The organism is Maribacter sp. MMG018 (assembly GCF_018100785.1).
Classification (GTDB): Bacteria; Bacteroidota; Bacteroidia; order Flavobacteriales; family Flavobacteriaceae; genus Maribacter.
On the sequence record NZ_JAGJEC010000001.1, the window covers coordinates 1,443,853 to 1,467,359 of the forward strand.

Sequence of the window (23,507 nt, forward strand, 5' to 3'; positions counted from 1 at the left end):
TTAAATTTCTTTAAGAATAAAGATTAGATAATATATATTATGGCAGACGGACATAAATTAGAGATTTTTAGAGGGCTAGTAAAGTTTAAATCAAACACCCAAAAGATTTGGGGCGTTTTGGCCTTTCTGACATTTGTAACGGCAATAGAGGTAGTTTTGGGTATCTATAAACCAGCTGGGCTTGTAGAGACACATGTGCTAGGTATGAAATTGTTAAATTGGATTTTTATCATATTAACGCTGGTAAAGGCCTATTATATTGCTTGGGACTTTATGCACCTTCGTGACGAAAAAAGTTCATTGAGAAGAGCTATCGTATGGACACCGGTATTTTTGGTCATATACCTTTCTTTTATACTTCTTGTGGAAGGGGACTATATTTATAATGTCTATAAAGATGGTTTTATGGCCTGGAATTTTTAATAGCTTATAAGGTAGAATTAACAGAATTAAAAGACGGTTTAAACACCGTCTTTTTTATTTTTGTAAGGTACGGTCAAGTACGGTATATGGGCTTTTCATATTTTTTGAATAACCTATGTTTTATAAGGAGAAAATATTAAAATGAAAAAAACTTTTGTACTGGTAGTTTTGTTTGTATTGCCTATTGTGGCCTACTTGTTCTTTGCATCGGGAGTAAATAACTTTGGCAAGTTGCCGGTACTTACAGAAGGGGTGAACGAACTGGATGTAGAGGGCGATAATGTACTGTTCCAAAATAATATTACCGTTCTTGGTTTTCTTGGAAACGATGTAGAGCATAAGAAGGGGAACACTTTTAATTTGAACCAAAAAATATACAAACGGTTTTATGGGTTCAAAGACTTTCAGTGTGTGATGGTCTTACCGATCGGAACCGAGCAAAAAGTAGATGAATTGGAAAAAGAACTTGCTAACCTTGCGGATACCGGTAAGTGGAAGTTTCTTTTCATGGAGGAAACCGATATCAAAAACTTATTTAATAGTCTTAAGACAGATATTAAGTTAGGGTCGGATCTAGGAACACCATATGTTTTTATAATCGATAAAGAAGGAAACCTCAGAGGTAGGGACAATGACGAGGATGAAGGTACCAAATATGGTTTTAACACCAATTCTGTGGCAGAGCTCAATAATAAGATGGTAGACGATGTTAAGATTATATTGGCGGAATATAGATTGGCACTGAAAAAAAACAACAATAGAAATACCGATTAATGAATAAAAAATATACATACGTATGGGTGTCCCTGATCGTACTGATATTCGGTATCATCGTAATACCTATGATAGTAGAAAAAATTACTAAGGGTGAAGTTGTAGATAAGGATAGGATGGTGCCATATTCCGAAAGAGACAGCTTGGCCTACATCACCATTAACGGTAACAAAAGAAAAGTGCCTTCTTTTGAGTTTATAGACCAAGACAGTTTGGTAGTTACCGATAAGGATTATCTGGGAAAAGTTTTTGTGGTAGAATTTTTCTTTACTTCCTGCCCAAGTATATGCCCTATCATGACAGAAAATTTGGTCGTATTGCAAAATGAGTTTGCTGATGAGGATTTTGGTATAGCCTCTTTTACGATAACACCACAATATGATACACCGTCCGTTTTAAAGAAATATGCCGAAGATAAAGGGGTGACCGATATGGATTGGCATTTAATGACTGGAGATAGGGACGTAATATATGAGTTGGCAAATTCCGGATTTAATATTTTTGCCGCGGAAGTGCCGGATGCCCCGGGAGGATTTGAACACTCTGGGTTATTTGCCTTGGTAGACAAACAAGGGTATATAAGATCAAGAAAAGATGAATTTGGAAACCCTATTGTATACTATCGAGGGGCCATTACACAAGAGATGGGGGTGAATAGCGAAGGAGAAAAAGAACAGATAAGTATATTAAAGGAGGATATCAGAAAATTATTGCAAGAGTAGTATGGAAGAAAGTACACTGACAAAGGAAAAACGTTTTAGTAAACTGATTACTGTAGTTTCGGTGATTATTCCCGTGGTAGTGGCTATATTGTTTGGCGTTAAAATTCCGAACGTGGCGCCGTTGTCTTTTTTGCCACCTATCTACGCGACTATAAATGGACTGACCGCTATTTTATTGTTGGTGGCCGTGTGGGCCATTAAGAATGGAAATGAATCGTTGCATAAAAAACTTATGACAACGAACATTGTTCTGTCCTTGTTGTTTTTGGTAATGTATATTGCCTATCATATGACATCCGATTCAACTCCGTTTGGTGGAGATGGTGTAATACGATATGTTTATTACTTTATATTGATAACACATATTATCTTGTCCATAGCATTGATACCTCTAGTTCTTAGAACCTATGCAAGGGCTTATCTCAAGGATTATGTAGGCCATAGGGCCTTGGCAAGGTATACTTTTCCTATTTGGCTATATGTAGCCGTAACGGGAGTCGTAGTTTATATAATGATAGCACCCTATTATGCACACTAAAATAAAATTAAAAAAACACCTGAATAGTTTAATCGGCTTTTTATGGCCAAAAAGGATAAGCCCAAAATTCTTAATAGGTTTATTGGTCATGGGTTTAATGCTAATGCCATCCTTATCAAATGCACAATGTGCCATGTGTAGGGCCGTTTTAGAGAGTGAGGCGTCCGGCAATGCTGCTGAGGGTATAAATAATGGTATTGTTTACCTTATGTCCATACCGTACATTTTAGTGGCAGGTCTTTTCTATTTTATATATAGAAGAATGCGTTCTTAACACAATTTTATAGATTTAACACTTTTTTTCTATTGATTTTGTAACATTATAGATAATGCATAGTCTTATCTACAAGTAATACTTGTATTGCATTCATCAATCAAAATCAATCAACATGTTCGACCTAGAACGATGGCAAGAAATTTTCGATACTATTCGAAAAAATAAATTGCGAACTTTCCTTACCGGGCTTTCCGTTGCTTCGGGGATTTTTATTTTGGTAATCTTATTGGGTTTTGGTCAAGGAATGCAGAATGGTATTGCCAATGAATTTGAAGAAGATGCGGCTACCAGTGTTTGGGTTTGGCCGGGTGTGACCACCAAAGAGTACAAAGGTTTAAACCCTGGTCGACGTATTCAATTAAGAAACGAAAACTACGAATTTGCAGCAAATCTGTTGGGGGATAAAATAGAGAACAAGTCCCCGAGATACTTTGTGCGTAATGTGCAGGTAAATTATGGGAAAGAATCGTTGGCTTATGGCATACAGGGCGTGTCTTCCCAGTTTCAGTTTATTGAGAACGAGTATATGTCCAAAGGTCGCTTTCTAAACTACTCCGATGAGAAAGAAAAGGCCAAGGTGGCGGTCATCGGTAACAAAATCAAAAGAGACATTTTTAAAGATACATCTGATCCCGTAGGTCAGTTTATAGATATATCCGGTATCCCGTTTAAAATTATTGGGGTATATGGCGATGTGGGCGGAGAACGAGAAGAGGAAAGAATCTTTATTCCTGTTTCTACGGCACAGCAGGTTTTCAATGGTGCGGATCATATAAACAATATGGCCTATACACTTCCTCCGGCCGATGATTTTGAGACTGCGGTGGCCCAATCCATTCAATTTACCAATCAACTACGATCTTATTTGCTTCAGGCCCACACGGTAGCCCCGGACGATACGAGTGCCATTCAAATTTGGAATCCTATGGAAGAGGCAAAACGCTTTTATACTCTAATGTCCGGTATAAAGTTTTTCTTTTGGTTTGTAGGTGTGTGCACCATTATAGCCGGCGTGGTGGGTGTCAGCAATATTATGTTGATCGTGGTAAAGGAGCGTACTAGGGAAATAGGAATTAGAAAAGCTTTGGGAGCCAAACCATGGTCCATTGTGGGGATGATACTGCACGAATCTATTTTTGTAACCGCCATTGCCGGGTTTGCCGGACTCATATTCAGTATGGGGTTATTGGAATTGGTGGGACCACATATAGAGGTGGATTATATAATGAATCCGTCCGTAGACTTCAATGTTGCCGTTACCACCGTATTCGTGCTCATTTTTGCTGGGGCCGTAGCGGGTTTTTTTCCGGCTTGGCGGGCAGCAAGGGTTCATGTAATTAAAGCTTTGAAAGATGAATAGGGGTATAATAACTTTCTTAATCGCGAAGTATGCTAAATAAGGATCGTTGGAAAGAGATTATAGAGGTGTTGTCTCGTAATGTGTTCCGCACATTGGCTACGGCGTTCGGGGTAGGTTGGGGTATTTTTATTCTGATCATTCTTTTGGCCGCTGGAAAGGGACTGGAAAATGGTATCCGTGCTGATTTTGGGGATATTGCCACCAATACCATGTTCATGTGGTCTAGAAGCACAACCAAGGCATATAAAGGGTTGCCCAAGGGTAGGCGTTATAATTTTAAATTAGAAGACGTACAAGCTATAAATGACAAAGTGCCCAATCTCCGGTTTATATCACCAAGAAACCAATTGGGAGGCTTTGGTGGGGGCAATAATGTCGTTAGGGGGCTGAAAACGGGAGCTTTTAATGTATATGGTGATTATCCTGAAATAATAAAGCAAGAGCCAATGACCATTACCCAAGGTAGGTTCATAAACCACAACGATATTGAGGCGAAAAGAAAAGTAGCCATAATTGGAGAAGGGGTAAAAAATGAACTCTATGATAAAGGTGAACCTATTTTAGGTACCTATATTAAAATTCAGGGGGTGAATTTTATGGTCGTAGGTAGTTATAAAAAGAAAAATAATGATGGAGATGGTGAAGAGGGGCAAAAAGAAATATTTATTCCCTTTACTTCTTTTTCTCAGGCATTTAATATGGGCAATAATGTTGGTTGGATGGCGATTACCGCCAAAGATGGAAGTTCTATATCCAATCTAAAGGAACGAATAGTAAATGTTGTAAAGGAAAATAGAAAGATACACCCCGAAGATAAAAGAGCCGTTGGTTACTTTGATCTATACGAACAGTTCAATAGGGTAGAGAGCTTGTTCGGGGCTTTGCGTTGGGTTGCCTATTTTGTTGGTATTTTGGTCCTGCTCTCCGGTATAATAGGCGTAAGTAATATTATGCTGATCGTTATTAAGGAAAGGACAAAGGAAATTGGAATCCGTAGGGCATTGGGCGAAAATCCGTGGTCCATAAAAAAGCAAATTTTAATGGAATCCATTTTTTTGACCATAATTTCCGGCATGACAGGAATAATTTTTGGTGCGGCCTTTATCTATGGCATCAATGCAGTTCTCGACTCTGTAGGGCCGGTAGATATGTTCGTTAACCCGAGTGTGGGCATAGGGGTGGTAGCGGTCGCTTTAATGATATTGATAGTATCCGGATTATTGGCAGGTTTTATTCCGGCACAAAGTGCTATAAAGGTAAGGCCCATAGAAGCATTAAGAACAGAATAAGATTCATCGATTATAAAAATTAAATCAATCAAAAAAATGAAAAAGTCAGGAACGGTCATCATCTTACTGGTCATAGTTTTAGCCTTTGGGGGGTCTATGTATTACTTGTATCAAAAAAATGAGGAAGACCCAGTGGTCTATCAGACGGAACAGCCGTCAAAGCAAACGATCATAAAAAAAACCATGGCAACGGGTAGTATTCTTCCTTTGGAAGAAGTATTGATAAAGCCCAATATTTCAGGGGTTATAGAGGAAATATATGTGGAAGGTGGCGATTTTGTAAAGTCGGGAGATTTGATCTGTAAGATAAAGGTAGTGCCCAACTTAAGTGCTCTAAACGATGCGAGAAACAATATAGAAGAGGCGAAAATTGGATTGGACGATCAAATAAGAAACCTACAACGACAGAAATCACTTTTTGAAAAAGGGGTTATCTCACAGGTGGATCTAGAACGGGCCCAAGTGAGTCACGATCAAGCAAAACAGTCGTATGCGGCAGCCAATAAGAGGTACGATATTGTAAAGACCGGAACCACAAAGGGGTATGGAAACGCTGCCAATACCCAAATTCGTGCTACGGTAAGCGGAATGGTCTTAGAGGTGCCGGTGGAAGTGGGTAATCAGGTAATAGAGAGCAACAACTTTAATGAAGGTACTACCATAGCAGCCATTGCCGATGTAGAGAAAATGATATTCGAGGGAAAGGTAGACGAGTCGGAAGTAGGTAAGATCAAAGAGAATCTTCCTTTAGAGATCACGGTCGGTGCTATAGAAGATCAAGTTTTTGATGCTGTTCTTGATTATATAGCCCCAAAGGGAAAAGAGGAGAACGGTGCCATTCAGTTCGAGATCAAAGGCACCTTGAAAAAACAGGACAGTGTATTTATACGGGCAGGATTAAGCGCCAACGCATCCATTATTCTGGCCAAGGCCGACAGTGTTCTTGCGTTGAAGGAAGCGCTGGTACAGTTTGATAGTGAAACTAAAAAGCCATATGTAGAAATCGAAACCGCAGATCAAGAATTTGAACGAAGGGATATCGAACTCGGTATTAGTGACGGAATTTATGTGGAGGTTAAATCGGGAATCGCTGAAAATGAAAGAGTTAAAGTCTGGAACGAAGTAAAACCGGACGAATTGGCGCAGAACTAAAAAAATATCTGTGATTTGATGTAACAATTTAAAAAGATCATAGTCTAACACATAGGCATTACAAGTTAATTGTCTAAAACAACAACCAACATGATTGAAATTAAGAATCTTCATAAGTCCTATCAAATGGGCAAAAATTCCTTACATGTACTAAAAGGAATTAATTTTTCTGTAGAGGAAGGAGAATTGGTAGCTATAATGGGGTCTTCTGGCTCCGGAAAATCTACATTGCTTAACATTCTGGGAATGTTGGATGAATTGGATGAAGGGAGCTATACTTTAGATGGTGTACCAATTAAAAATTTAAACGAAACAAAAGCGGCGCAGTACCGAAATAAGTTCTTAGGTTTTATTTTTCAGTCGTTTAACTTGATCAATTATAAGACCGCCGCAGAGAATGTTGCTTTGCCCTTGTATTACCAAAGGGTAGGTAGAAAAGAACGCCAAGAAAAGGCCTTAAAATATCTGGAGCAAGTGGGACTTAAGGAATGGGCTACCCATTTACCCAGCGAGCTTTCCGGGGGGCAGAAACAAAGGGTTGCCATTGCCCGTGCAATGGCCGCAGAGCCTAAGGTATTATTAGCTGATGAGCCCACCGGGGCATTGGATAGTAAAACATCGTATGAGGTAATGGATTTGATCCAAAAGATCAATGATCAAGGAAATACCATTTTGTTGGTGACCCATGAAGAGGATATTGCGCATATGTGTAAACGAATTGTGCACCTTAAAGATGGGGTGATCGTAGAGGATAAAAAAGTGGATCAAGTAAGGGCGGAACAATATGTTTAGTAGAGATAGTTGGAAGGAGATATTCGAAACTATTCAAAAAAATAAGTTAAGGACTTTCCTTTCTGGTTTTACGGTAGCGCTCGGTATCTTGATATTTGTTGTATTATATGGTTTTGGCAATGGCCTCATCAATACTTTCAGCGAATTTTTTGAAGACGACGCCACCAATACATTCTTTGTTTTTCCAGGTAGAACCTCAAAACCCTTTAAAGGCTATAAGTCTAACAGACAAATAGAATTCGATAATTCAGATTTGGCCGATATAGAAGAGAGCTTCCCGCTGTTCTTGGAATATATTTCCCCAAGGGTAGATAGAAGCGGATTGGTAAAATATAAGAACGAATCCAATAATTATACGACAAGGGGTGTTAGCGAGGCGTATCAGTTTGCCGAAAAGACCATTATAATGAAGGGGCGGTACCTGAACAAACAAGACATTAAAGACAAAACAAAATATGCCGTTATCGGTAGACTTGTAGAGAAAGACCTTTTTAAGAACGAGGACGCCCTTGGTAAGTATATAGATATTACGGGCAGTGTATTTAAGGTTATAGGAGTTTTTCAAGACGAGGCCGGTGACGATGAGGAACGTAGAATTTACATCCCATATACGACAAGGCAGCTGATCGAGAAAAATACCGATAAGATCAATCAGATCGTAATCGGTTTTAAACCGGAAATAGGATATGCCGGGGCAATGGCTTTCGAAAGAAAGTTGGGAGATTTTATTAGGGAGAAAAAATATATAGACCCCAATGACCAACGTGGGTTTTTTATCCGAAATGTTGCGGATCAGTTAAAGCAGAACCAACAGTTTGCAGGGGTATTGCAAATTATTGTGGGCTTTGTGGCATTCGGGACCATTATTGCCGGAATCATCGGTATTAGCAATATTATGGTTTTTGTGGTGAAGGAACGAACCAAAGAGATCGGCATACGTAAAGCCTTGGGGGCAACACCTAAATCCGTAATTAGTACCATACTTTTAGAATCTGTTTTTATTACAACGGTTTCTGGTATTGTAGGTATGGTCTTGGGGGTAGCAATGCTAAGTTCTTTAGGTGATTCTTTAAAGGACTACTTTATTACCAATCCTTTTATAAATATGGGCACCGCCATTTTTGCAACGGTAGTGTTGATATTCTTTGGCGGTTTAGCCGGATATATACCCGCACGTAGGGCGGCAAGAATAAAACCAATTGTAGCTTTAAGAGACGAATGATATGAAATTTATTTTTGATAGAAATACATGGCAAGAGATATTCGGTTCTATAAGTAAGAATAAGACCAGAACCATTATAACCATTGTAGGGGTGCTTTGGGGAATCTTTATATATATAGCCTTGTCAGGTGCTGCAAAGGGCATGGACAACGGTTTTGAAAAGGTTTTTGAAAGCGTATCAATGAACAGTATGTTCGTTTGGGGGCAGAGTACAAGTATGCCTTATGAAGGTTTTAAAACGGGCCGTCCCATGCAGTTAAAATTGAGTGATGTTACTACTTTGGAAAATAGAATTCCTGAAATACAGAATATCGCGCCCCGTATTACATTGGGCAATTTTGGTTCTGATCCCGTCTTTACCGTAAGAGGACAAAAATCTGGATCTTATCCCGTAAATGGGGACTATCCGGTTTATACGAGAATAGCCACCAAGAAAATATTCGATGGTGGACGGTTTATCAACGATGAGGATATCGCCCAGGCAAGAAAAGTGTGCGTGATCGGTGAAAGAAATCTGCAAGAGCTTTTTGAAAAGGATGAAGACCCTATAGGTCAGTTTATACGAATAGGTGATGTGTATTTTCAGGTGGTCGGGGTTCATAAACTGTCTCAAGGTGTCAGTTTCGACAATGATAACGCCATTTTTATTCCTTTTACCACCTTTCGGAAATTATACAATACGGGAGAGAACGTAGATTACTTTTGTATTGCCGCTTATGATGATGTTGATGTAGTACAGGTAGAAAAGGATGTAAAATCCCTATTAAGAAATATTCACCGCGTAAACCCTGAAGATGAAAGGGCATTTGGATCTTTCAACCTAGGTGAAATGTTCACTAAGGTTTCTGGTTTTGCAAAGGGTATGACCTTTTTAAGTTTGGTGGTAGGTATCGCCACGATTTTGGCAGGGGTCATTGGTATCGGTAATATTTTATTGATATCGGTCAAAGAACGTACCAAGGAACTGGGGGTAAGAAGGGCTTTGGGAGCCACACCAAAAGAGGTGCGGTCACAGATTATTTTAGAATCTGTCTTTTTAACCATGATTGCCGGGGTTATGGGAATTATATTGGGTGCGGGCGTATTGTCCATTATCAATAGCTTGACCAAAGATCTCGATTTTCCGTATACCAATCCAACTGTGCCCATACCCTATGTGTTGGGAGCACTTTTAATTATGGTAGTATTGGGCACTTTGATAGGGTTGATACCTGCACAAAGAGCCGTAAGCATAAAACCTATTGACGCATTAAGAGAAGAGTAACAACCAATTTAATAAACATTTAAAATGAATAAGATCGTAAAGTATATTTTAATAGGAGTACTGGTGCTAGGAGCACTATGGGCAGCTGTGTTCTTTATAAAATCAAACAGTAAATCTGCTATTACGTACGAAACAAGTCAACCTTTTATATCTAGTATAGAAAAGAAAACAGTGGCCACTGGTAAGGTTGTTCCAGAGGACGAGATAGAGATAAAACCTCAGATTTCAGGTATCATAGAAAAGATTTATTTAGAAGAGGGTGCAAAGGTAAAGGCCGGAGACTTGATCGCCGTTATTAAAGTGGTGCCTAACGAGCAATCATTAAACCAGGCGAGCGGTCGTGTAAGAAATGCCGAATTGGCCCTTAACAATGCCAAAATTGAATTTGATAGAAACAAAAAATTGTTTGATAAAGGAGTAATATCGAGTCAAGATTTTAACAATATTCAGTTGACCTACAATCAAGCAGAACAAGAGCTTAAAAACGCGAAGGCCGATTATCAGATTATTAAAAGAGGTTCTGCCGGCGGTTCTACTAGTGCCAATACCAATATTAGGGCTACCGTAGATGGTACTATTTTAGAAATCCCTGTAGAAGAAGGTTTTCAGGTAATACAAAGTAACAACTTTAATGATGGTACTACGATCGCAACTATTGCAGATTTGAGTAAAATGATATTCGAAGGAAAAGTGGATGAAGGCGAAGTTGGAAAACTTAAGGTCGGTACACCTTTAAAGATAAGTTTAGGTGCTATGGAAGGGGTAGAGTTAGATGCTAAACTAAGGTTTATAGCACCAAAGGGTATTGAGGAGACCGGTGCCGTACAATTCAAGATAGAGGCTGATGTTGAGGTAACCGACGATATTTTTATTCGTGCCGGATATAGTGCAAACGCTTCTATGGTCTTAGAAAAGAAAGAGGATATATTGGTAATACCAGAAGCCTTATTGCAGTTTGACAGAGAAACAGATAAGCCCTATGTAGAAGTGGCCGTTGGGTCTGTAGATGAACAAAAGTTTGAGAGAAGAGATGTAGAAACGGGTATTTCCGATGGTGTAAACGTTGAGATTATTTCTGGTCTTTCAGAAGAAGACAAAGTAAAGCATTGGAATAAAACGGAGCCCATTAAAAAAGGTGACGAAGAAACAGAGGAAGAATAATCATCATCAATCAAAATAAATAAAACATGAAACTTAAGATAACCATAATGTTACTGCTATTTGCAGTTGGCACTACACTGGCCCAAAATAAGAAGTGGACTTTGGAAGAATGTGTTAACTACGCGGTGGAAAACAACCTATCGGTTGAGCAGTATGAGCTGGACCTAGAAAGTGTAAAGATAGATGAGAAGGATGCTTTTGGCGATCTTTTACCGAATCTTAATGCCACTGCGTCGGTTTCCAGTAATACCGGTTTTTCTATAAACCCTACCAATAACTTGCCTACGAACAGTACGGCGAACAATGTGAATGCAGGGTTTTCCTCTAACGTTACGTTGTTCGATGGTTTACGAAATATAAAAAGGTTGCAAAGGGCAAAATTGGCGACATTATCCAATCAATATCGTTTAGATGACCTTAAAGATGATATTCGACTGAACGTGGTAAATGCCTATTTGCAAATACTTTCGAACAAAGAGGCGTTAAAAGTATCAAAGGCCCAATATGCCGTTACGGAACAGGATTTAAAAAGAACCAAGGAGTTGGTGGAGTCCGGAGTGGTGCCAAGGGGAGACTTATTGGAAATAGAAGCTACTGCGGCAAATCAAGAACAACAAATCGTAAACAATGAGGGCTTGGTGTTGATCTCTAGAATTAATCTTGCCCAATTATTGCAGATTACGGATTATGAAAATTTTGATATTGCGGACGAGTCCTTTGATGTGCCATTATCCGATGTTTTGAACAACACACCAAAAACCATTTTTTCAAAAGCGCTGGAATTTAGAAATGATATCAAGTTTTCCGAGTCAAATGTAGACTTGGCGGAAAAAGATCTGGAAATTGCAAAAGGTGCTTATGCACCAACACTTTCGGCATTTTTTCAATATGGTACCAGATATTCTGACGTAACACAGATCCCTGATGCTACCGGCATGCCTTATACTCCCAGTTTCACGGATCAAATGTGGATTTTTGATGGTATATCCTATGGTGCGCAGCTTAACATACCAATATTCAATGGTTGGAGTACGCGCAACAATGTTAAACGTTCGCAGATCAGTTTAGAGAAGTCAAAATTACAGTTAGAACAAGATAAACTTGCCTTGGAGTCAACAGTGAACCAAGCTTATATAGATGTTACTACATTTCGTAAATCTTATGAGGCGGCAGAAAAAACACTGGAGGCAAGAAAACTGGCGTATGAATATTCTAAAGAAAGGTTTGATGTGGGCTTAATGAATTCTTTTGATTTTAGTCAGGCGCAGGCTAGGGTAGATGATGCCGCCGCCCAAGTGATAAGAACTAAATATGAATATATTTTTAGATTAAAGTTGTTGGAGTTCTATTTCGGAATTCCAATTACCTTAGATTAGTTTTAATAGGTGTAATTAAAAACCTGCAAATATATATTTGCAGGTTTTTTTATGGCTATTCAATACCTTTGAACCATGGGATTGATTTTAAACTTAGAAACGGCAACTACCAATTGTTCCGTTAGCCTTGCTCTTAATGGTGTTATTATTGCTATTAGGGAAAACGATACGCCGAATTACTCGCATGCCGAACAGTTGCATGTGTTTATACAAGAATGTCTAGAAGAGGCCGGAAAATCGCCCGGTGATCTAGATGCAGTTGCGGTGAGCAAGGGGCCAGGGTCTTATACGGGTTTGCGTATAGGTGTATCGGCGGCAAAAGGGTTGTGTTTTGCTTTAGGGGTTCCGCTGATTTCCATTGCGACGCTAAAGAGCATGGCTTCGCAATTGAACATTGAAAAGGATGCTGTTGTCGTTCCTGTGTTGGATGCCAGGAGAATGGAGGTGTATTCGGCGGTATTTGATGCCCAATTAAATGAGATAAGGGAGACACGTGCAGAGATTATAGACGAAGATTCTTTTAAAGAATATACTTCGGGCGGTACCATTTATTTTATTGGTAGTGGAGCGCAAAAAATAGAATCGACTTTAGAGGGTGATAATTTGGTTTTTAAGACCAAGGCGGTACCTTCTTCAAAAGAAATGGCAGTGTTGTCATATCAAAAATTCTCTTCAAAAGATTTTGAGGACGTAGCCTATTTTGAGCCTTATTATCTAAAAGATTTTTTAGTTACCAAGAAAAAAGGGTAGACTTACTTTTTAACGATAAGAAAAACCCCTTAGGTGTTAACCTAAAGGGGTTTTTGTTTTTTGAGCTTAGGTGTTATTCTTTCCCTTGGTGCACAACTCTTTGTGGAAAGGGAATTTCAATACCTTCGGCATCGAACCTGTATTTAATTTCTTCCATTACGTAAAAATGGGCTTTCCAAAAGGTGTCGTTATGGGCCCAAAACCTAAGGGTCAGGTTTACGGAACTATCCGCCAATTCGCCCACATATACTTCGGGCGCCGGATCTTTGTATATGTCCTTCTGGTCGTTACAAATTTGAAGTAGAATGTCTTTCGCCTTTTTGATGTTGGAATCATAGCCTATACCTACGTCAATTTTGTCTCTTCTAGAGTCTTCGGCATTATAGTTAATAATATTGTTGTTCGACAGTTGTCCGTTTGGAATTATAGCTATTTGGTTGCCAAAGGTTTTTAACTTAGTAGTGAATATGGATATTTCCTTCACCGTCCCATCTACCCCTTGTGCAGAAATAAAGTCACCGACCTTAAAGGGTTTAAAAAGTAATATAAGCACACCCCCTGCAAAATTGGCCAAAGAGCCTTGTAGGGCCAGGCCAACAGCAAGACCTGCGGCACCTATTATGGCAACTAACGATGATGACTGTACCCCCAATTGGGTTATTACCAGCACAAAAAGTAAGATTTTAAGTGCTATGGATATTAAGCTCTGCAAGAACGTTTCTAAAGAGGGGTCGTAGTCCTTTTTAGCAAAGAACTTGCGTATCAATTTGTTTATGACCCTTATAATATACGTGCCCACTACTAATAATAAAATAGCCAATAATAAATTTGGTAGGGCGTCCCAGAACCATTTAATGGCTTTGTCTACATGTTCTTGATAGTTCATTATCTCTTCCATAAATATGATTGAATTTTAAGGGGCGAACTTATATGTTCTGAATACTTTGAACAAGTATATTTATTTAAACAATTGTTAATGCGGGCTATTTTTAAGTAGTTGCGTCAAAGCTTTGCTCGTATGAGTCAAAGGCAACTGGCAGGCGCCATGGCTACAGATGTATATTTGGGTGCTATTTTCAATATATCTATCCTTTAATAAAGAGATGTTTCCCTCTTTTTTTGTTCCACAAATAACGGTATTAGGTAGATAGTTTTTATTGATTTCCACGGCTTTTTCTACATAGTCGTCGCCAACAATGGCAATTTCGTAAAAAGGCAATTGTTCGTTTAGTACCAGATCTAACCAATTGGCATAGCTCTGTGTATTTTGCGAAAAATTATCCTGCACGTTTTTTAGCATTTTCATATAAATGTCCTTATAACCCAGTTCGGGGTAATACTTGGATAATTTCAGCAGGTTTTTTGCCATTATGGAATTGGAAGAGGGTATGACGTTGTCGGCAACTTCTAAGGTTCTTCGTATTACATAGCTGTCTTTTTTTGAGGTAAAGAAGAACAGTCCACTTTCCTCATCCATAAAATTGGAGAGACAATAAGATGTTAAATTACTGGCCTGTTGGATCCAATGTTCGTTAAAGGTTGTTTCGTATAGGCCAATAAAGGCATCTATAACGGCCGCATAGTCCTCAAGGTATCCATTAATGGAACTTTTTCCATTTTTATGATTGTGGTACAATTCACCGTCTTTTCTAAAGATATTCTTGATTAGAAAGTTGGCGTTTTTTAAGGCAAGGTCTAAATAGACCTCTTTTTGTATATACCTGTAAGCGTCTGTAAGGCCCTTTAGCATTAAACCGTTCCAAGAGGTTAATATCTTATCGTCCAACCTTGGTTTGGGTCTTTTGTTTCTTTCCTTTTTTAAAGTGGTTAGACATCGTTTTAAAAGGGTTTCCAGTTCTTCTTGGGACAATGAATGCTTTTTTATGAAGTCTTCATCTGCGGTGTCCCGTATCAAAACATAGTTGCCTTCTTCCCAATGTCCGTAAGAATTTATATTGTAGTACTCTTTAAATAGTTTATAGTCTTTTTTTAGAAGTGATCGCAACTCCTGTTCTTTCCAGACATAGTAGGCCCCTTCTTCCAATACTCCTTTTTCGTTCAGGCTGTCGGCATCTAAAGAAGAATAGAAGGCATGGTCCTTAGACATGAGCTCATCGGTTACAAATGCAATGGTCTTTTCTACGGTTTGTTTATAAAGCTTGTTTTTTGTCGCGGCATATGCTTTTGCATATAGGCTTGTTAAGAGGCCGTTGTCGTATAACATTTTTTCAAAATGGGGTACATGCCATTTTGTGTCAACCGCGTACCTAGAGAATCCTCCCCCAACATGGTCAAAAATACCTCCGTAGGCCATTCTGGTCAAAGTGGTGTTCACGTAATCCATTAGGGTTTCGTCTTTTAACGATGTTGCATAATGAAGTAAAAACTCCATGTTTACAGGCATCATAAACTTTGGTGCCCTTTTGTAACCTCCTAAGAAAGTATCAAAGTAACCGGACCAATTTTGTGTATCTTCCTTTAGGTTTTCAATAGAATAGTTAAACGAGTCTTGTTGATCTTCAATAATGTTTATTTGTTGTATTCCTTCGGCCATTCGCTGGGCATAGCCCAATACTTTCTCGGTATCGGATCTGTATAGGTCCGATAGGTCTTTAAGTACTTTAGTCCAGTCTTCTTTTCGTAGGTAGGTGGCTCCCCAAAAAGGACGTCCATCGGGTAGGGCGACCATATTAAGTGGCCAACCGCCACTACCGGTCATCATCTGAAGGGCATCCATGTATATATGATCAATATCCGGACGCTCTTCACGATCTATTTTAATATTTACATAGTGTTGGTTCATTACTTTGGCCACCTCTTCGTCTTCAAAGCATTCATGTTCCATTACATGGCACCAATGGCAGGCCGCGTAGCCAATACTGATTAAGATCAGTTTGTTTTGCTCTTTTGCCATTTCCAAGGTCTGGGGATTCCAAGCATGCCAGTTAACGGGGTTATGGGCATGCTGTAATAAATATGGGCTTGTTTCTTTTATGAGGTCGTTCGTGAATTTTGGGGCCATATCATATTTGGTTTAAAACCGTAATTGTTGTTTTGCGGAGCGCATTCTTTCTCAAAGATAATCTTTGGTACTTAGTAATAAAAAAAGCACCCTAGGGGTGCTTTTCTTAAACTTATTTCAAAATAAGGTTTATTTAACCTCAAATGTAATTTTTACATTAACGCGGTAATTTACCATTTTGCCATCCTCGACCATTGCACTCTGCTCGTTGATGTAGACAGAACGAATGTTCTTAACTGATTTTGATGCTTGTTCTACCGCATTTTTTGCGGCATCTTCCCAACTTTTGTCGGAATTAGCCAATACTTCTATAACTTTTAATACTGCCATAATTAGTGTTTTTAATGTTCTCTACAATTTAACGAATAATCATGGCTTCTTTGACTGATTTGCAATTTTTTTTAGCCGTTCAGCGCAACCACTTCATTTATCTTATCGCCCATCATGTTCTTTAACATGGTTTCTATACCATTCTTTAATGTAAATGTAGAAGAAGGACATCCGCTACAGGCACCTTGCAGAATTACGTTTACAGTGCGACTTTCCGCGTTATACGATTTAAAAAGAATGTTTCCGCCGTCACTGGCCACAGCAGGCTTCACATACTCTTCTAAGATATCTATTATTTCTAAAGAGGTATCGTCTAGGTCCTCTGGTATTTCGTTATTGGTAACATTAGGGGCTGGGGCGCCACCTACCGGTTTCGCATTGTCGTTTACGATTTCTTTTCCTTCGGCAATAAAGTTTCTTATCAGCTCTCTTAGCTCAATGGTAATATCTTCCCATTCGGCCACTTCGTATTTGGAAATGGAAACATAATTTTCATCGATAAAAACTTCCTTTACGAACGGAAACTGGAACAACTCCATAGCCAAAGGTGACTCTCTGGCCTCGTCAATGTTTTTAAACTCAAAAGTAGATCCCACAATTTTTTTACTGGCCACAAATTTCATGGTGGCAGGGTTCGGGGTTACTTCAGCGTAGACCGTTACGGCTATTGGCTTGTCGCTATCTTCTTCTATAACAATAGGCTCTCCGGCATTTAAATACTCCACTAATTGTTGTGCCACTTCATCTTTTACGTCTTGCCATTCTACAATATCATATCTTTCCAAACCGATAAAATTACCGGAGATATAAACCGTTTTTATAAACGGAAGGTGAAAAAGTTGTTGTGCCAGAGGTGAATTTTTGGCCTCATCAATATTTTTGTACTCGTAGTTTTTGCGTTTTACGAGCATATGGTTAGATTCGAACTTTAGTATGGTAGGGTTATTCGTTTTTACTACAGTGATAGAATACTCTTTCATCTCATTTTAATTTGTATGCAAAAATACAAAGGAAATCTAAGTTAAGGGCTATATAATAATGTTACCTATATATCGTTATACTATATATTTAAAGCAATTTGAACCTATACCCTCATTTCCCGCAGATGAAATTTAAGCTGATACTTTTGTTTTCTTTCCTGGTTTTTGGAATGAAATCCAATGCTCAGGAAGGAATACCTGTTTATTTTGATTATTTATCTGATAACTATTATTTGGTTTTTCCATCGATGGCAGGTATTAGTCAGGGAGGAAAAATCAGGGCAACCGTAAGGAAGCAATGGTTCGATGTGGACGATGCGCCTAACTTGCAGACCATAAATGCCCATTTTAGATTGGGCGATAGTCCTAGTGGTATCGGGGCGATCGTTTTTAACGATGCAAACGGTTACCACTCTCAAACGGGACTCAAAACAACGTATGCCCATCATCTAAGAATGGGTAGCCAAGATATAAGGGTGCTGAACCAATTGTCTTTTGGTCTTAGTGCTACGGTATTGCAAAGTAGCTTGGATGAGACCGAATTTAGGTCCGCTACTCCCGACCCGGCCATTTCCGGTATAAAATTGAGTTCTACCTATTTTAACGTAGACCTTGGGGTGTCTTATAGTTATCAAGAATTCTATGCTCATTTTGCGGTTACCAATGCCCTTACGGGTAGTAAAAGAAATGTTTATTATAGAGACAGGCAAGATAATCCGGATGCATTGGTAATAGATAACATTAGAAGATTTTTGATCTCTACGGGGTATGTATTCGGTAAAAGCGAATGGCAGGTAGAGCCTTCGGTACTTTTTCAATTGACCGATTTTACCAAGGAAAAAACAATGGATGTAAACGCCAAAGTATATAAAGATGTAGATTTTGGACGTATTTGGGGAGGGCTTTCCTATAGAAGAAGTTTTGATGGGGCGCAATTTCAAACGACCGATAGTTTTGGGGAGCAGCGTTTACAGTTGATTACTCCTATTATTGGTGCCAACATCAAAAATTTCTTGGTCTCCTATAATTATTCGTATCAAATGGGAGATATCCGTTTTGATAATGGCGGGTTTCACCAAATTACCTTAGGGTACGATTTTGGGCAAAAAGAACGCAAGTACGATTGTTACTGCCCTGCGGCCAACTAATTGTTAAGAGGCCTTTTCGTTATAAGAAAAGACCCCTTTTTATAAATTACTCCCAAGTATAATTTTTTACGGAGGCTTGTCTTTTGATAGCTTTTAACATAGCGCTTTCCAGCTCGCCGTTATTTTTGTCATCCTGTTTTTCTGAAATATAGAGTTCCCTTTTTTTGTTGAGCTCGGCAATCTCATTTTGTATGTTTTCCCGCTCGGCTTGTTTGTCTTTGATATAAGCTTCTATTTCTTTTTTAGATTTGTCTTGTAGGTGTTCGGGTAGTTCGTTCTTCGGTAGCTTCTCAAGTTCAAATTCTTCGTCTGCATAGGCATCTACCAGGTCCCATTTTTTATTATTGTACAATCTAGAACTTTTACTGACGGCCCTTTTTACGGCCACCGTTTCTTCCATGGCCATTGCGTTTTGGTCTTGGGTGCGTTGCATTTCCATTTTAGAAGCCCCCAAACTACCATAAGAAATATAGGTCTTGTTCAGTTTTGAGTTTAATCGTATAATGATGTCGTCATAGGGGGTTTTAATGTGTACCACTTCTCTATTGTGGTCAATGGCCATATATTCTCCCCCTGTCAAAACAGCCCCGTTTTTCCATTTGGTCCGGATGCCTTGTTCGTAATTGCCACAGAAAATAGTGTTTACTACAATGTCCTTTTCCTTGGCATTGGTAACTGCATCCTTATAATTTAATTTACCTTGTGTAAAGGGTTCGTTACCGGCAATGAATATCATTTTTAGGTTATCCGGATTTTTGCCCCATTCCAATTGTTTTATAGAGGTTTGTATCACTTCTCCACAGAATTCTTCACCCCCGTTGGTGCTCAGTGAGAATAATTTTTCCGAAATCTCATCTAGGTCGTTACTGAAATTCAATACTTGTTGTATGTATCCTTCCCTAGAGGAGAGATTATCGTTGCCGTATTGATAAATGGCAATTTGAAGTTCTGGTCGCGTTTCGTTTCCGCATCTGGCATGGGTGAATTCGTTGACAATGTCCCAAAGTTGCGATTTGGCCTGGTTTATTAAACCGTCCATACTATTGCTGGTATCTAATAGCAATGCTATTTTGACCGTATTTTTATCAGCAGTTTTTGTTGATGGTGTAGCTTGAGCCAATAACACTTTTTTGTTGGTGTCCTTTCTCGTCTCACACCCATAACCCATGGCCATTGTTAAGACCAGGAAACTTAGAACACCTATTTTTTGATACTTTTTCATAACATGTTTTTAAAGGTTTATGAGATAAATCTATAGGGAAACTTTAGGTTAAAATAGGGGCTGTGAGCGAAACGGCCGTTTAAATGAGTAAAGTGTGGCTTTGCCTGCGTAAAGGCCTTAAAAGCGTTTCGATTAACAGGTAATATGAAACATACCGATTTTTTAGTGCGCTATAAATCAGCTAAGTTTACGGTAATTATAAACGATGCATAAACAGGGTTTTTACATAGTAGTTTTATTTCTTTTGGTAGGCTTCACCGGTTTGTCGCAGCAGGGTCAGGTACCCCGTTTTACCATTAAGGGCAGCGTGGAAGCCAAAGCGACCCATGATCCTATTTCGGGGGTGTCGGTTACTACCAGTGCCGGTGCGCAGACCTTTACCAATGCATTGGGAGAGTTTAAGATCGTTACGGCCATCGGCGAAGAATTGGTTATTGAGCATTCCGGTTTTCAAACAGTGAGGTATCGTATTACGGGCAAAGACGATATTAAGGTGCAGGTAGAGGGGTATGCGAACAGGCAGAAAAGAAGTTCCGATACCCAATACTCTTCTAGAAAATCTGTAGCAAATAGCTCATATTTAGATTCGGCACAGGTTTATAAAAAAAATGACATTGCCAAGAGTATCGATTATGTGGCCAGATATATAGAAAGTCTGGGCAGTAATGGTAGTAGGCGAGAATTGGCCAAGTCGTTGACGACCTTGGGCGAGATTTATCTTTTTCATAAACAGTACGATCTGGCCATCGATAATTTTGAAGATGCTTTGGAAGCCAATAAAACCATAGCTACTTCTTTGCTTTTGGCGGAGACCTATATGTTCACGGATCAATTGGAAAAGGCCGAAGAGACCCTAAAACCGATACAGGAAATTCGTAGTATGGTGCCTTTTCAAAGAGTTGAGCTCTACGAAATACTGGGCGATATCAAAAAGAAAAAGAATGATATAGATACGGCCGTAAAATTTTATGACGAAGGATTAACAGTGGCCACCAAAAATCAGATTACCCCCAAAATGACGGATTTGACCTCTAAGATCGCAGATGCCTATGCTCAGGGCAATCAGTTAAGGGAGGCGGAGGCCTATTATGACAACTCTGTAGAACTTGCCTCTAAAATGGCGCCGAAAAGGGCCCTGCAAGAAAAAGAGAAAGTGGCTGATTTCTACAATAAAAAAAGTGAATATCAAGAGGAGATAGCCATTCGTAAAAACAGCTTGGCCGAATTGGACAAAATAAATAAAGTACAAGGGCAAACTTCAGAAGTTGGAGCGGGCGATACCATTACCGCTCAAAGAATAAACTATAAAATCGCCAATGCCTACATTGCCCAGGACAAGTATACCGAAGCGATTCCCTATTTGGAAAAAAGTATCGTTGAGGCAGATTCCAGCAATGATCTGGTGGTGCAAAAAGATGCAACTAAAAAACTATCGGAAGTATATGGGTATAGGGGAGATTACAACAAGGCGTTGGAAACCTATCAAACGTACGTTGCCCTGGTAGACACCTTGTACAAGCGTAAAGAGCAGGAAATTTCAAGGGCGGCACGTTTTAATAGAGAGATAGCAAGTACTCAAAGTAGAATTACCGGGCTGGAGCAAGAAAGGGAGCTTTCGCAGAGTAAATATGATTTGGCATTGACCCAACAAGAGTTGGCGGAGGAAAGTTATAAAAGGCAACGTTGGATTATCTATTCGCTCATATTTGGGTTGTTACTAACAATTTTGGCTGCTTTCTTTTTTTATAGAAGCAACCAACAACAAAAACTGGCCAACAACCTATTGGCATTAAAATCTTTGCGTTCGCAAATGAATCCCCATTTTATTTTTAATGCCCTTAACTCTGTCAATAACTATATCTCAAAAAGTGATGAACGTAGCGCTAATAGGTATTTGAGCGATTTTTCTAAACTGATGCGTTCCGTTTTGGAAAACTCGGAGGAAGATTTTATTCCCCTGACCAAAGAGCTAGAGCTTTTGGAGTTGTATATAAAGTTGGAGCATTCCCGTTTTCCCGATAAGTTCGACTATACCATAACGGTAGACGAACATTTGGATGTCTCCTCCTTCCAAATTCCTCCCATGTTATTACAGCCCTATATCGAAAATGCAATTTGGCACGGACTTAGATACAAAGAGGAGAAAGGCCTCTTGGAGGTAAAAGTAGGTTCTGGTAACGAAAAGGAATTGAAGATCGTTATTACGGATAACGGTATCGGACGTACAAAATCGGCAGCCTTAAAGACCAAGAACCAAAAGAATCAGAAATCTAAGGGAATGGGGAATATAAAACAACGATTGGCGATTTTAAACGATATGTACAAAGACAAGGTCGATGTCTCCATTTCCGATGTAACCGCTAATGGTGAAGGAACAAAGGTTGTCTTCACGCTAAAAAAAGATAAATGAAATTAAAGGCCATTTTAATAGAGGACGAAGCCAACAGCCGAGAGATTTTAAGGAATTATCTTAAGAAATATTGCGCCAACGTTGAGCTTTTAGCAGAGGCAGCCTCGATAAAGGAAGGGTTGGGGTTAATAGAAAAAAATAAACCGGACCTTGTTTTTTTAGATGTGGAAATGCCTTTTGGAAATGCCTTTGATCTGTTGGACCAAGTGCCCGATCGTACTTTCGAAACCGTTTTCGTTACCGCTTATGACCATTACGCCAAAGATGCCCTAAACCATCATGCGGCATATTATTTAACCAAACCCATCAATATAGATGAGTTGATAATGGCGGTGGAATATGTAGGGGAGATCAAGGCCAAAGAAGATAACTTACAGGAGAAAGTTTTAAATACAAATTCAAAAAATATACAGGGTAAGTTAACTTTGCCACAGCAAGACGGTTTTCAGGTCTTGAATGTGGAAGATATTCTGTATTGTAAGGCAGATGATAATTACACAGAGATATATCTAGAGAACAAAAAGATATTGGTGAGCAAGACCCTTAAGTATTTTGAGGATGCCCTGATTGATTTTCCGTTCGCACGTATCCATAAATCATATTTGGTAAACGTAAACGAAGTGGTCAAATATAAAAAGGGAAAAGGAGGTAGCGTAGTGGTCTCAAACGGAAAGGAACTGCTTGTTTCGGCCTCCAAAAAGAAAGAGTTTCTTTCGTTTTTTGATTAAGTCGAGTTTAATAGAGAATAAAAGCATAATGATTAAAGAAGTTAGGGGCAAAATGCCCAAGATCGGTGAAGATTGTTTTATTGCCGAAAATGCGACCATAGTAGGGGAAGTTGTTATGGGCGATCAATGTAGTGTATGGTTCAATGCTGTTTTAAGGGGAGATGTGCATTACATAAAAATGGGTGATAAGGTGAATGTGCAAGACGGTGCTGTCATACATTGTACCTATAAAAAATCACCCACGAATATTGGTGACAATGTTTCTATAGGGCACAATGCCATTGTACACGGTTGTACCATAAAAGACAATGTACTTATAGGTATGGGAAGTATCGTGATGGACGATTGCGTGGTAGAGAGCAATAGCATCATAGCGGCAGGTGCCGTACTTACCAAAGGCACACATGTGCCTTCGGGCAGTGTATTTGCAGGAACACCGGCAAAAAAAATCAAGGATATTAGTCCAGAGTTGAGCTCGGGCGAAATAAATAGGATCGCAGAGGCGTATACCATGTATTCTGGATGGTTTAAAGAAAATGATTAACCTGTTCCGATAACGTAAATTGC

The 23,507-nt window shown here is 39.2% G+C and carries 23 protein-coding genes; 18 read left to right on the forward strand and 5 right to left on the reverse strand.

Going from position 1 to position 23,507, the window contains the following annotated elements; translation table 11 throughout:
* Nucleotides 1–39 precede the first annotated feature (39 nt).
* The 14 genes from J8L85_RS06140 (at nucleotide 40) to tsaB (ending at nucleotide 13,100) form a co-directional block, all read left to right on the forward strand.
* Nucleotides 40–423, forward strand: a complete 384-nt coding sequence (locus J8L85_RS06140; RefSeq protein WP_211015572.1) for a cytochrome C oxidase subunit IV family protein — start codon at nucleotides 40–42, stop codon at nucleotides 421–423.
* A 141-nt stretch (nucleotides 424–564) separates the two neighbouring features.
* A complete protein-coding gene (locus tag J8L85_RS06145; RefSeq protein WP_211015574.1) occupies nucleotides 565–1,197 on the forward strand; it encodes a hypothetical protein in 633 nt (210 codons plus the stop codon).
* Nucleotides 1,197–1,919: an SCO family protein gene (locus J8L85_RS06150; protein ID WP_211015576.1), complete on the forward strand. Its 723-nt coding sequence runs from the start codon at nucleotides 1,197–1,199 to the stop codon at nucleotides 1,917–1,919. The genes J8L85_RS06145 and J8L85_RS06150 overlap by 1 nt, the downstream gene beginning before the upstream one ends.
* Nucleotide 1,920: 1 nt before the next feature.
* Nucleotides 1,921–2,457, forward strand: coding sequence for a DUF420 domain-containing protein (locus J8L85_RS06155; protein WP_211015578.1), 537 nt, complete (start codon nucleotides 1,921–1,923; stop codon nucleotides 2,455–2,457).
* Entirely contained in the window at nucleotides 2,447–2,731 is a 285-nt protein-coding gene (locus J8L85_RS06160) for a hypothetical protein (protein WP_348771730.1), read from the forward strand. The genes J8L85_RS06155 and J8L85_RS06160 overlap by 11 nt, the downstream gene beginning before the upstream one ends.
* A 115-nt stretch (nucleotides 2,732–2,846) precedes the next feature.
* A complete protein-coding gene (locus J8L85_RS06165; RefSeq protein ID WP_211015580.1) occupies nucleotides 2,847–4,094 on the forward strand; it encodes an ABC transporter permease in 1,248 nt (415 codons plus the stop codon).
* 29 nt (nucleotides 4,095–4,123) lie between these two features.
* Nucleotides 4,124–5,383: an ABC transporter permease gene (locus tag J8L85_RS06170; protein WP_211015583.1), complete on the forward strand. Its 1,260-nt coding sequence runs from the start codon at nucleotides 4,124–4,126 to the stop codon at nucleotides 5,381–5,383.
* A gap of 36 nt (nucleotides 5,384–5,419) precedes the next feature.
* On the forward strand, nucleotides 5,420–6,535 hold the full coding sequence (locus J8L85_RS06175; RefSeq protein ID WP_211015585.1) for an efflux RND transporter periplasmic adaptor subunit: 1,116 nt from the start codon (nucleotides 5,420–5,422) through the stop codon (nucleotides 6,533–6,535).
* A 90-nt stretch (nucleotides 6,536–6,625) separates the two neighbouring features.
* Nucleotides 6,626–7,327 carry an ABC transporter ATP-binding protein gene (locus tag J8L85_RS06180; protein ID WP_211015587.1) on the forward strand — a complete coding sequence of 234 codons (702 nt, stop codon included), beginning with the start codon at nucleotides 6,626–6,628 and terminating at the stop codon, nucleotides 7,325–7,327.
* Entirely contained in the window at nucleotides 7,320–8,549 is a 1,230-nt protein-coding gene (locus J8L85_RS06185) for an ABC transporter permease (protein ID WP_211015588.1), read from the forward strand. Before J8L85_RS06180 ends, J8L85_RS06185 begins: the two co-directional genes overlap by 8 nt.
* A gap of 1 nt (nucleotide 8,550) precedes the next feature.
* Nucleotides 8,551–9,813 carry an ABC transporter permease gene (locus J8L85_RS06190; RefSeq protein WP_047246353.1) on the forward strand — a complete coding sequence of 421 codons (1,263 nt, stop codon included), beginning with the start codon at nucleotides 8,551–8,553 and terminating at the stop codon, nucleotides 9,811–9,813.
* Between the two features lie 24 nt (nucleotides 9,814–9,837).
* Nucleotides 9,838–10,974: an efflux RND transporter periplasmic adaptor subunit gene (locus tag J8L85_RS06195; RefSeq protein ID WP_211015590.1), complete on the forward strand. Its 1,137-nt coding sequence runs from the start codon at nucleotides 9,838–9,840 to the stop codon at nucleotides 10,972–10,974.
* 26 nt (nucleotides 10,975–11,000) lie between these two features.
* Nucleotides 11,001–12,350: a TolC family protein gene (locus tag J8L85_RS06200; RefSeq protein WP_211015592.1), complete on the forward strand. Its 1,350-nt coding sequence runs from the start codon at nucleotides 11,001–11,003 to the stop codon at nucleotides 12,348–12,350.
* A gap of 75 nt (nucleotides 12,351–12,425) precedes the next feature.
* Complete coding sequence (gene tsaB / locus J8L85_RS06205; protein ID WP_211015594.1) at nucleotides 12,426–13,100, forward strand: tRNA (adenosine(37)-N6)-threonylcarbamoyltransferase complex dimerization subunit type 1 TsaB; 675 nt, start codon at nucleotides 12,426–12,428, stop codon at nucleotides 13,098–13,100.
* Between the two features lie 73 nt (nucleotides 13,101–13,173).
* Here the strand turns inward: tsaB and J8L85_RS06210 are convergent, their stop codons facing one another.
* The 4 genes from J8L85_RS06210 to J8L85_RS06225 form a co-directional block, all read right to left on the reverse strand.
* Entirely contained in the window at nucleotides 13,174–13,998 is an 825-nt protein-coding gene (locus J8L85_RS06210; protein WP_211015596.1) for a mechanosensitive ion channel domain-containing protein, read from the reverse strand.
* 75 nt (nucleotides 13,999–14,073) lie between these two features.
* Nucleotides 14,074–16,122 (reverse strand): thioredoxin domain-containing protein, encoded by a 2,049-nt coding sequence (locus J8L85_RS06215; protein ID WP_211015599.1) that lies wholly within the window; start codon nucleotides 16,120–16,122, stop codon nucleotides 14,074–14,076.
* Nucleotides 16,123–16,251: 129 nt separating this feature from the next.
* The gene (locus J8L85_RS06220; RefSeq protein ID WP_211015601.1) at nucleotides 16,252–16,452 is read right to left on the reverse strand and encodes a dodecin family protein; all 201 of its coding nucleotides are present in this window, start codon (nucleotides 16,450–16,452) and stop codon (nucleotides 16,252–16,254) included.
* Between the two features lie 71 nt (nucleotides 16,453–16,523).
* Nucleotides 16,524–17,432: a NifU family protein gene (locus J8L85_RS06225; RefSeq protein WP_211015603.1), complete on the reverse strand. Its 909-nt coding sequence runs from the start codon at nucleotides 17,430–17,432 to the stop codon at nucleotides 16,524–16,526.
* 125 nt (nucleotides 17,433–17,557) lie between these two features.
* Here J8L85_RS06225 and J8L85_RS06230 point away from each other — a divergent pair, with 125 nt between their 5' ends.
* Nucleotides 17,558–18,580, forward strand: a complete 1,023-nt coding sequence (locus J8L85_RS06230) for a type IX secretion system membrane protein PorP/SprF (RefSeq protein ID WP_211015605.1) — start codon at nucleotides 17,558–17,560, stop codon at nucleotides 18,578–18,580.
* 46 nt (nucleotides 18,581–18,626) lie between these two features.
* Here the strand turns inward: J8L85_RS06230 and J8L85_RS06235 are convergent, their stop codons facing one another.
* The gene (locus J8L85_RS06235; RefSeq protein ID WP_211015607.1) at nucleotides 18,627–19,802 is read right to left on the reverse strand and encodes a vWA domain-containing protein; all 1,176 of its coding nucleotides are present in this window, start codon (nucleotides 19,800–19,802) and stop codon (nucleotides 18,627–18,629) included.
* 205 nt (nucleotides 19,803–20,007) lie between these two features.
* Here J8L85_RS06235 and J8L85_RS06240 point away from each other — a divergent pair, with 205 nt between their 5' ends.
* Genes J8L85_RS06240 through J8L85_RS06250 form a run of 3 tightly spaced genes read left to right on the forward strand, consistent with a single transcriptional unit; the run spans nucleotide 20,008 to nucleotide 23,484 of the window.
* Nucleotides 20,008–22,212, forward strand: coding sequence for a histidine kinase (locus J8L85_RS06240; RefSeq protein WP_211015609.1), 2,205 nt, complete (start codon nucleotides 20,008–20,010; stop codon nucleotides 22,210–22,212).
* The gene (locus J8L85_RS06245; RefSeq protein ID WP_211015611.1) at nucleotides 22,209–22,940 is read left to right on the forward strand and encodes a LytTR family DNA-binding domain-containing protein; all 732 of its coding nucleotides are present in this window, start codon (nucleotides 22,209–22,211) and stop codon (nucleotides 22,938–22,940) included. Before J8L85_RS06240 ends, J8L85_RS06245 begins: the two co-directional genes overlap by 4 nt.
* 10 nt (nucleotides 22,941–22,950) lie before the next feature.
* The gene (locus J8L85_RS06250; protein ID WP_348771741.1) at nucleotides 22,951–23,484 is read left to right on the forward strand and encodes a gamma carbonic anhydrase family protein; all 534 of its coding nucleotides are present in this window, start codon (nucleotides 22,951–22,953) and stop codon (nucleotides 23,482–23,484) included.
* Nucleotides 23,485–23,507 lie beyond the last annotated feature (23 nt).

Bases quoted from the DNA above. Each gene is read 5' to 3' on its own strand.
- J8L85_RS06140 (WP_211015572.1), top strand. From the start codon at position 40: ATGGCAGACGGACATAAATTAGAGATTTTTAGAGGGCTAGTAAAGTTT.
- J8L85_RS06145 (WP_211015574.1), top strand. From the start codon at position 565: ATGAAAAAAACTTTTGTACTGGTAGTTTTGTTTGTATTGCCTATTGTG.
- J8L85_RS06150 (WP_211015576.1), top strand. From the start codon at position 1,197: ATGAATAAAAAATATACATACGTATGGGTGTCCCTGATCGTACTGATA.
- J8L85_RS06155 (WP_211015578.1), top strand. From the start codon at position 1,921: ATGGAAGAAAGTACACTGACAAAGGAAAAACGTTTTAGTAAACTGATT.
- J8L85_RS06160 (WP_348771730.1), top strand. From the start codon at position 2,447: ATGCACACTAAAATAAAATTAAAAAAACACCTGAATAGTTTAATCGGC.
- J8L85_RS06165 (WP_211015580.1), top strand. From the start codon at position 2,847: ATGTTCGACCTAGAACGATGGCAAGAAATTTTCGATACTATTCGAAAA.
- J8L85_RS06170 (WP_211015583.1), top strand. From the start codon at position 4,124: ATGCTAAATAAGGATCGTTGGAAAGAGATTATAGAGGTGTTGTCTCGT.
- J8L85_RS06175 (WP_211015585.1), top strand. From the start codon at position 5,420: ATGAAAAAGTCAGGAACGGTCATCATCTTACTGGTCATAGTTTTAGCC.
- J8L85_RS06180 (WP_211015587.1), top strand. From the start codon at position 6,626: ATGATTGAAATTAAGAATCTTCATAAGTCCTATCAAATGGGCAAAAAT.
- J8L85_RS06185 (WP_211015588.1), top strand. From the start codon at position 7,320: ATGTTTAGTAGAGATAGTTGGAAGGAGATATTCGAAACTATTCAAAAA.
- J8L85_RS06190 (WP_047246353.1), top strand. From the start codon at position 8,551: ATGAAATTTATTTTTGATAGAAATACATGGCAAGAGATATTCGGTTCT.
- J8L85_RS06195 (WP_211015590.1), top strand. From the start codon at position 9,838: ATGAATAAGATCGTAAAGTATATTTTAATAGGAGTACTGGTGCTAGGA.
- J8L85_RS06200 (WP_211015592.1), top strand. From the start codon at position 11,001: ATGAAACTTAAGATAACCATAATGTTACTGCTATTTGCAGTTGGCACT.
- tsaB (WP_211015594.1), top strand. From the start codon at position 12,426: ATGGGATTGATTTTAAACTTAGAAACGGCAACTACCAATTGTTCCGTT.
- J8L85_RS06210 (WP_211015596.1), bottom strand. From the start codon at position 13,998: ATGGAAGAGATAATGAACTATCAAGAACATGTAGACAAAGCCATTAAA.
- J8L85_RS06215 (WP_211015599.1), bottom strand. From the start codon at position 16,122: ATGGCCCCAAAATTCACGAACGACCTCATAAAAGAAACAAGCCCATAT.
- J8L85_RS06220 (WP_211015601.1), bottom strand. From the start codon at position 16,452: ATGGCAGTATTAAAAGTTATAGAAGTATTGGCTAATTCCGACAAAAGT.
- J8L85_RS06225 (WP_211015603.1), bottom strand. From the start codon at position 17,432: ATGAAAGAGTATTCTATCACTGTAGTAAAAACGAATAACCCTACCATA.
- J8L85_RS06230 (WP_211015605.1), top strand. From the start codon at position 17,558: ATGAAATTTAAGCTGATACTTTTGTTTTCTTTCCTGGTTTTTGGAATG.
- J8L85_RS06235 (WP_211015607.1), bottom strand. From the start codon at position 19,802: ATGAAAAAGTATCAAAAAATAGGTGTTCTAAGTTTCCTGGTCTTAACA.
- J8L85_RS06240 (WP_211015609.1), top strand. From the start codon at position 20,008: ATGCATAAACAGGGTTTTTACATAGTAGTTTTATTTCTTTTGGTAGGC.
- J8L85_RS06245 (WP_211015611.1), top strand. From the start codon at position 22,209: ATGAAATTAAAGGCCATTTTAATAGAGGACGAAGCCAACAGCCGAGAG.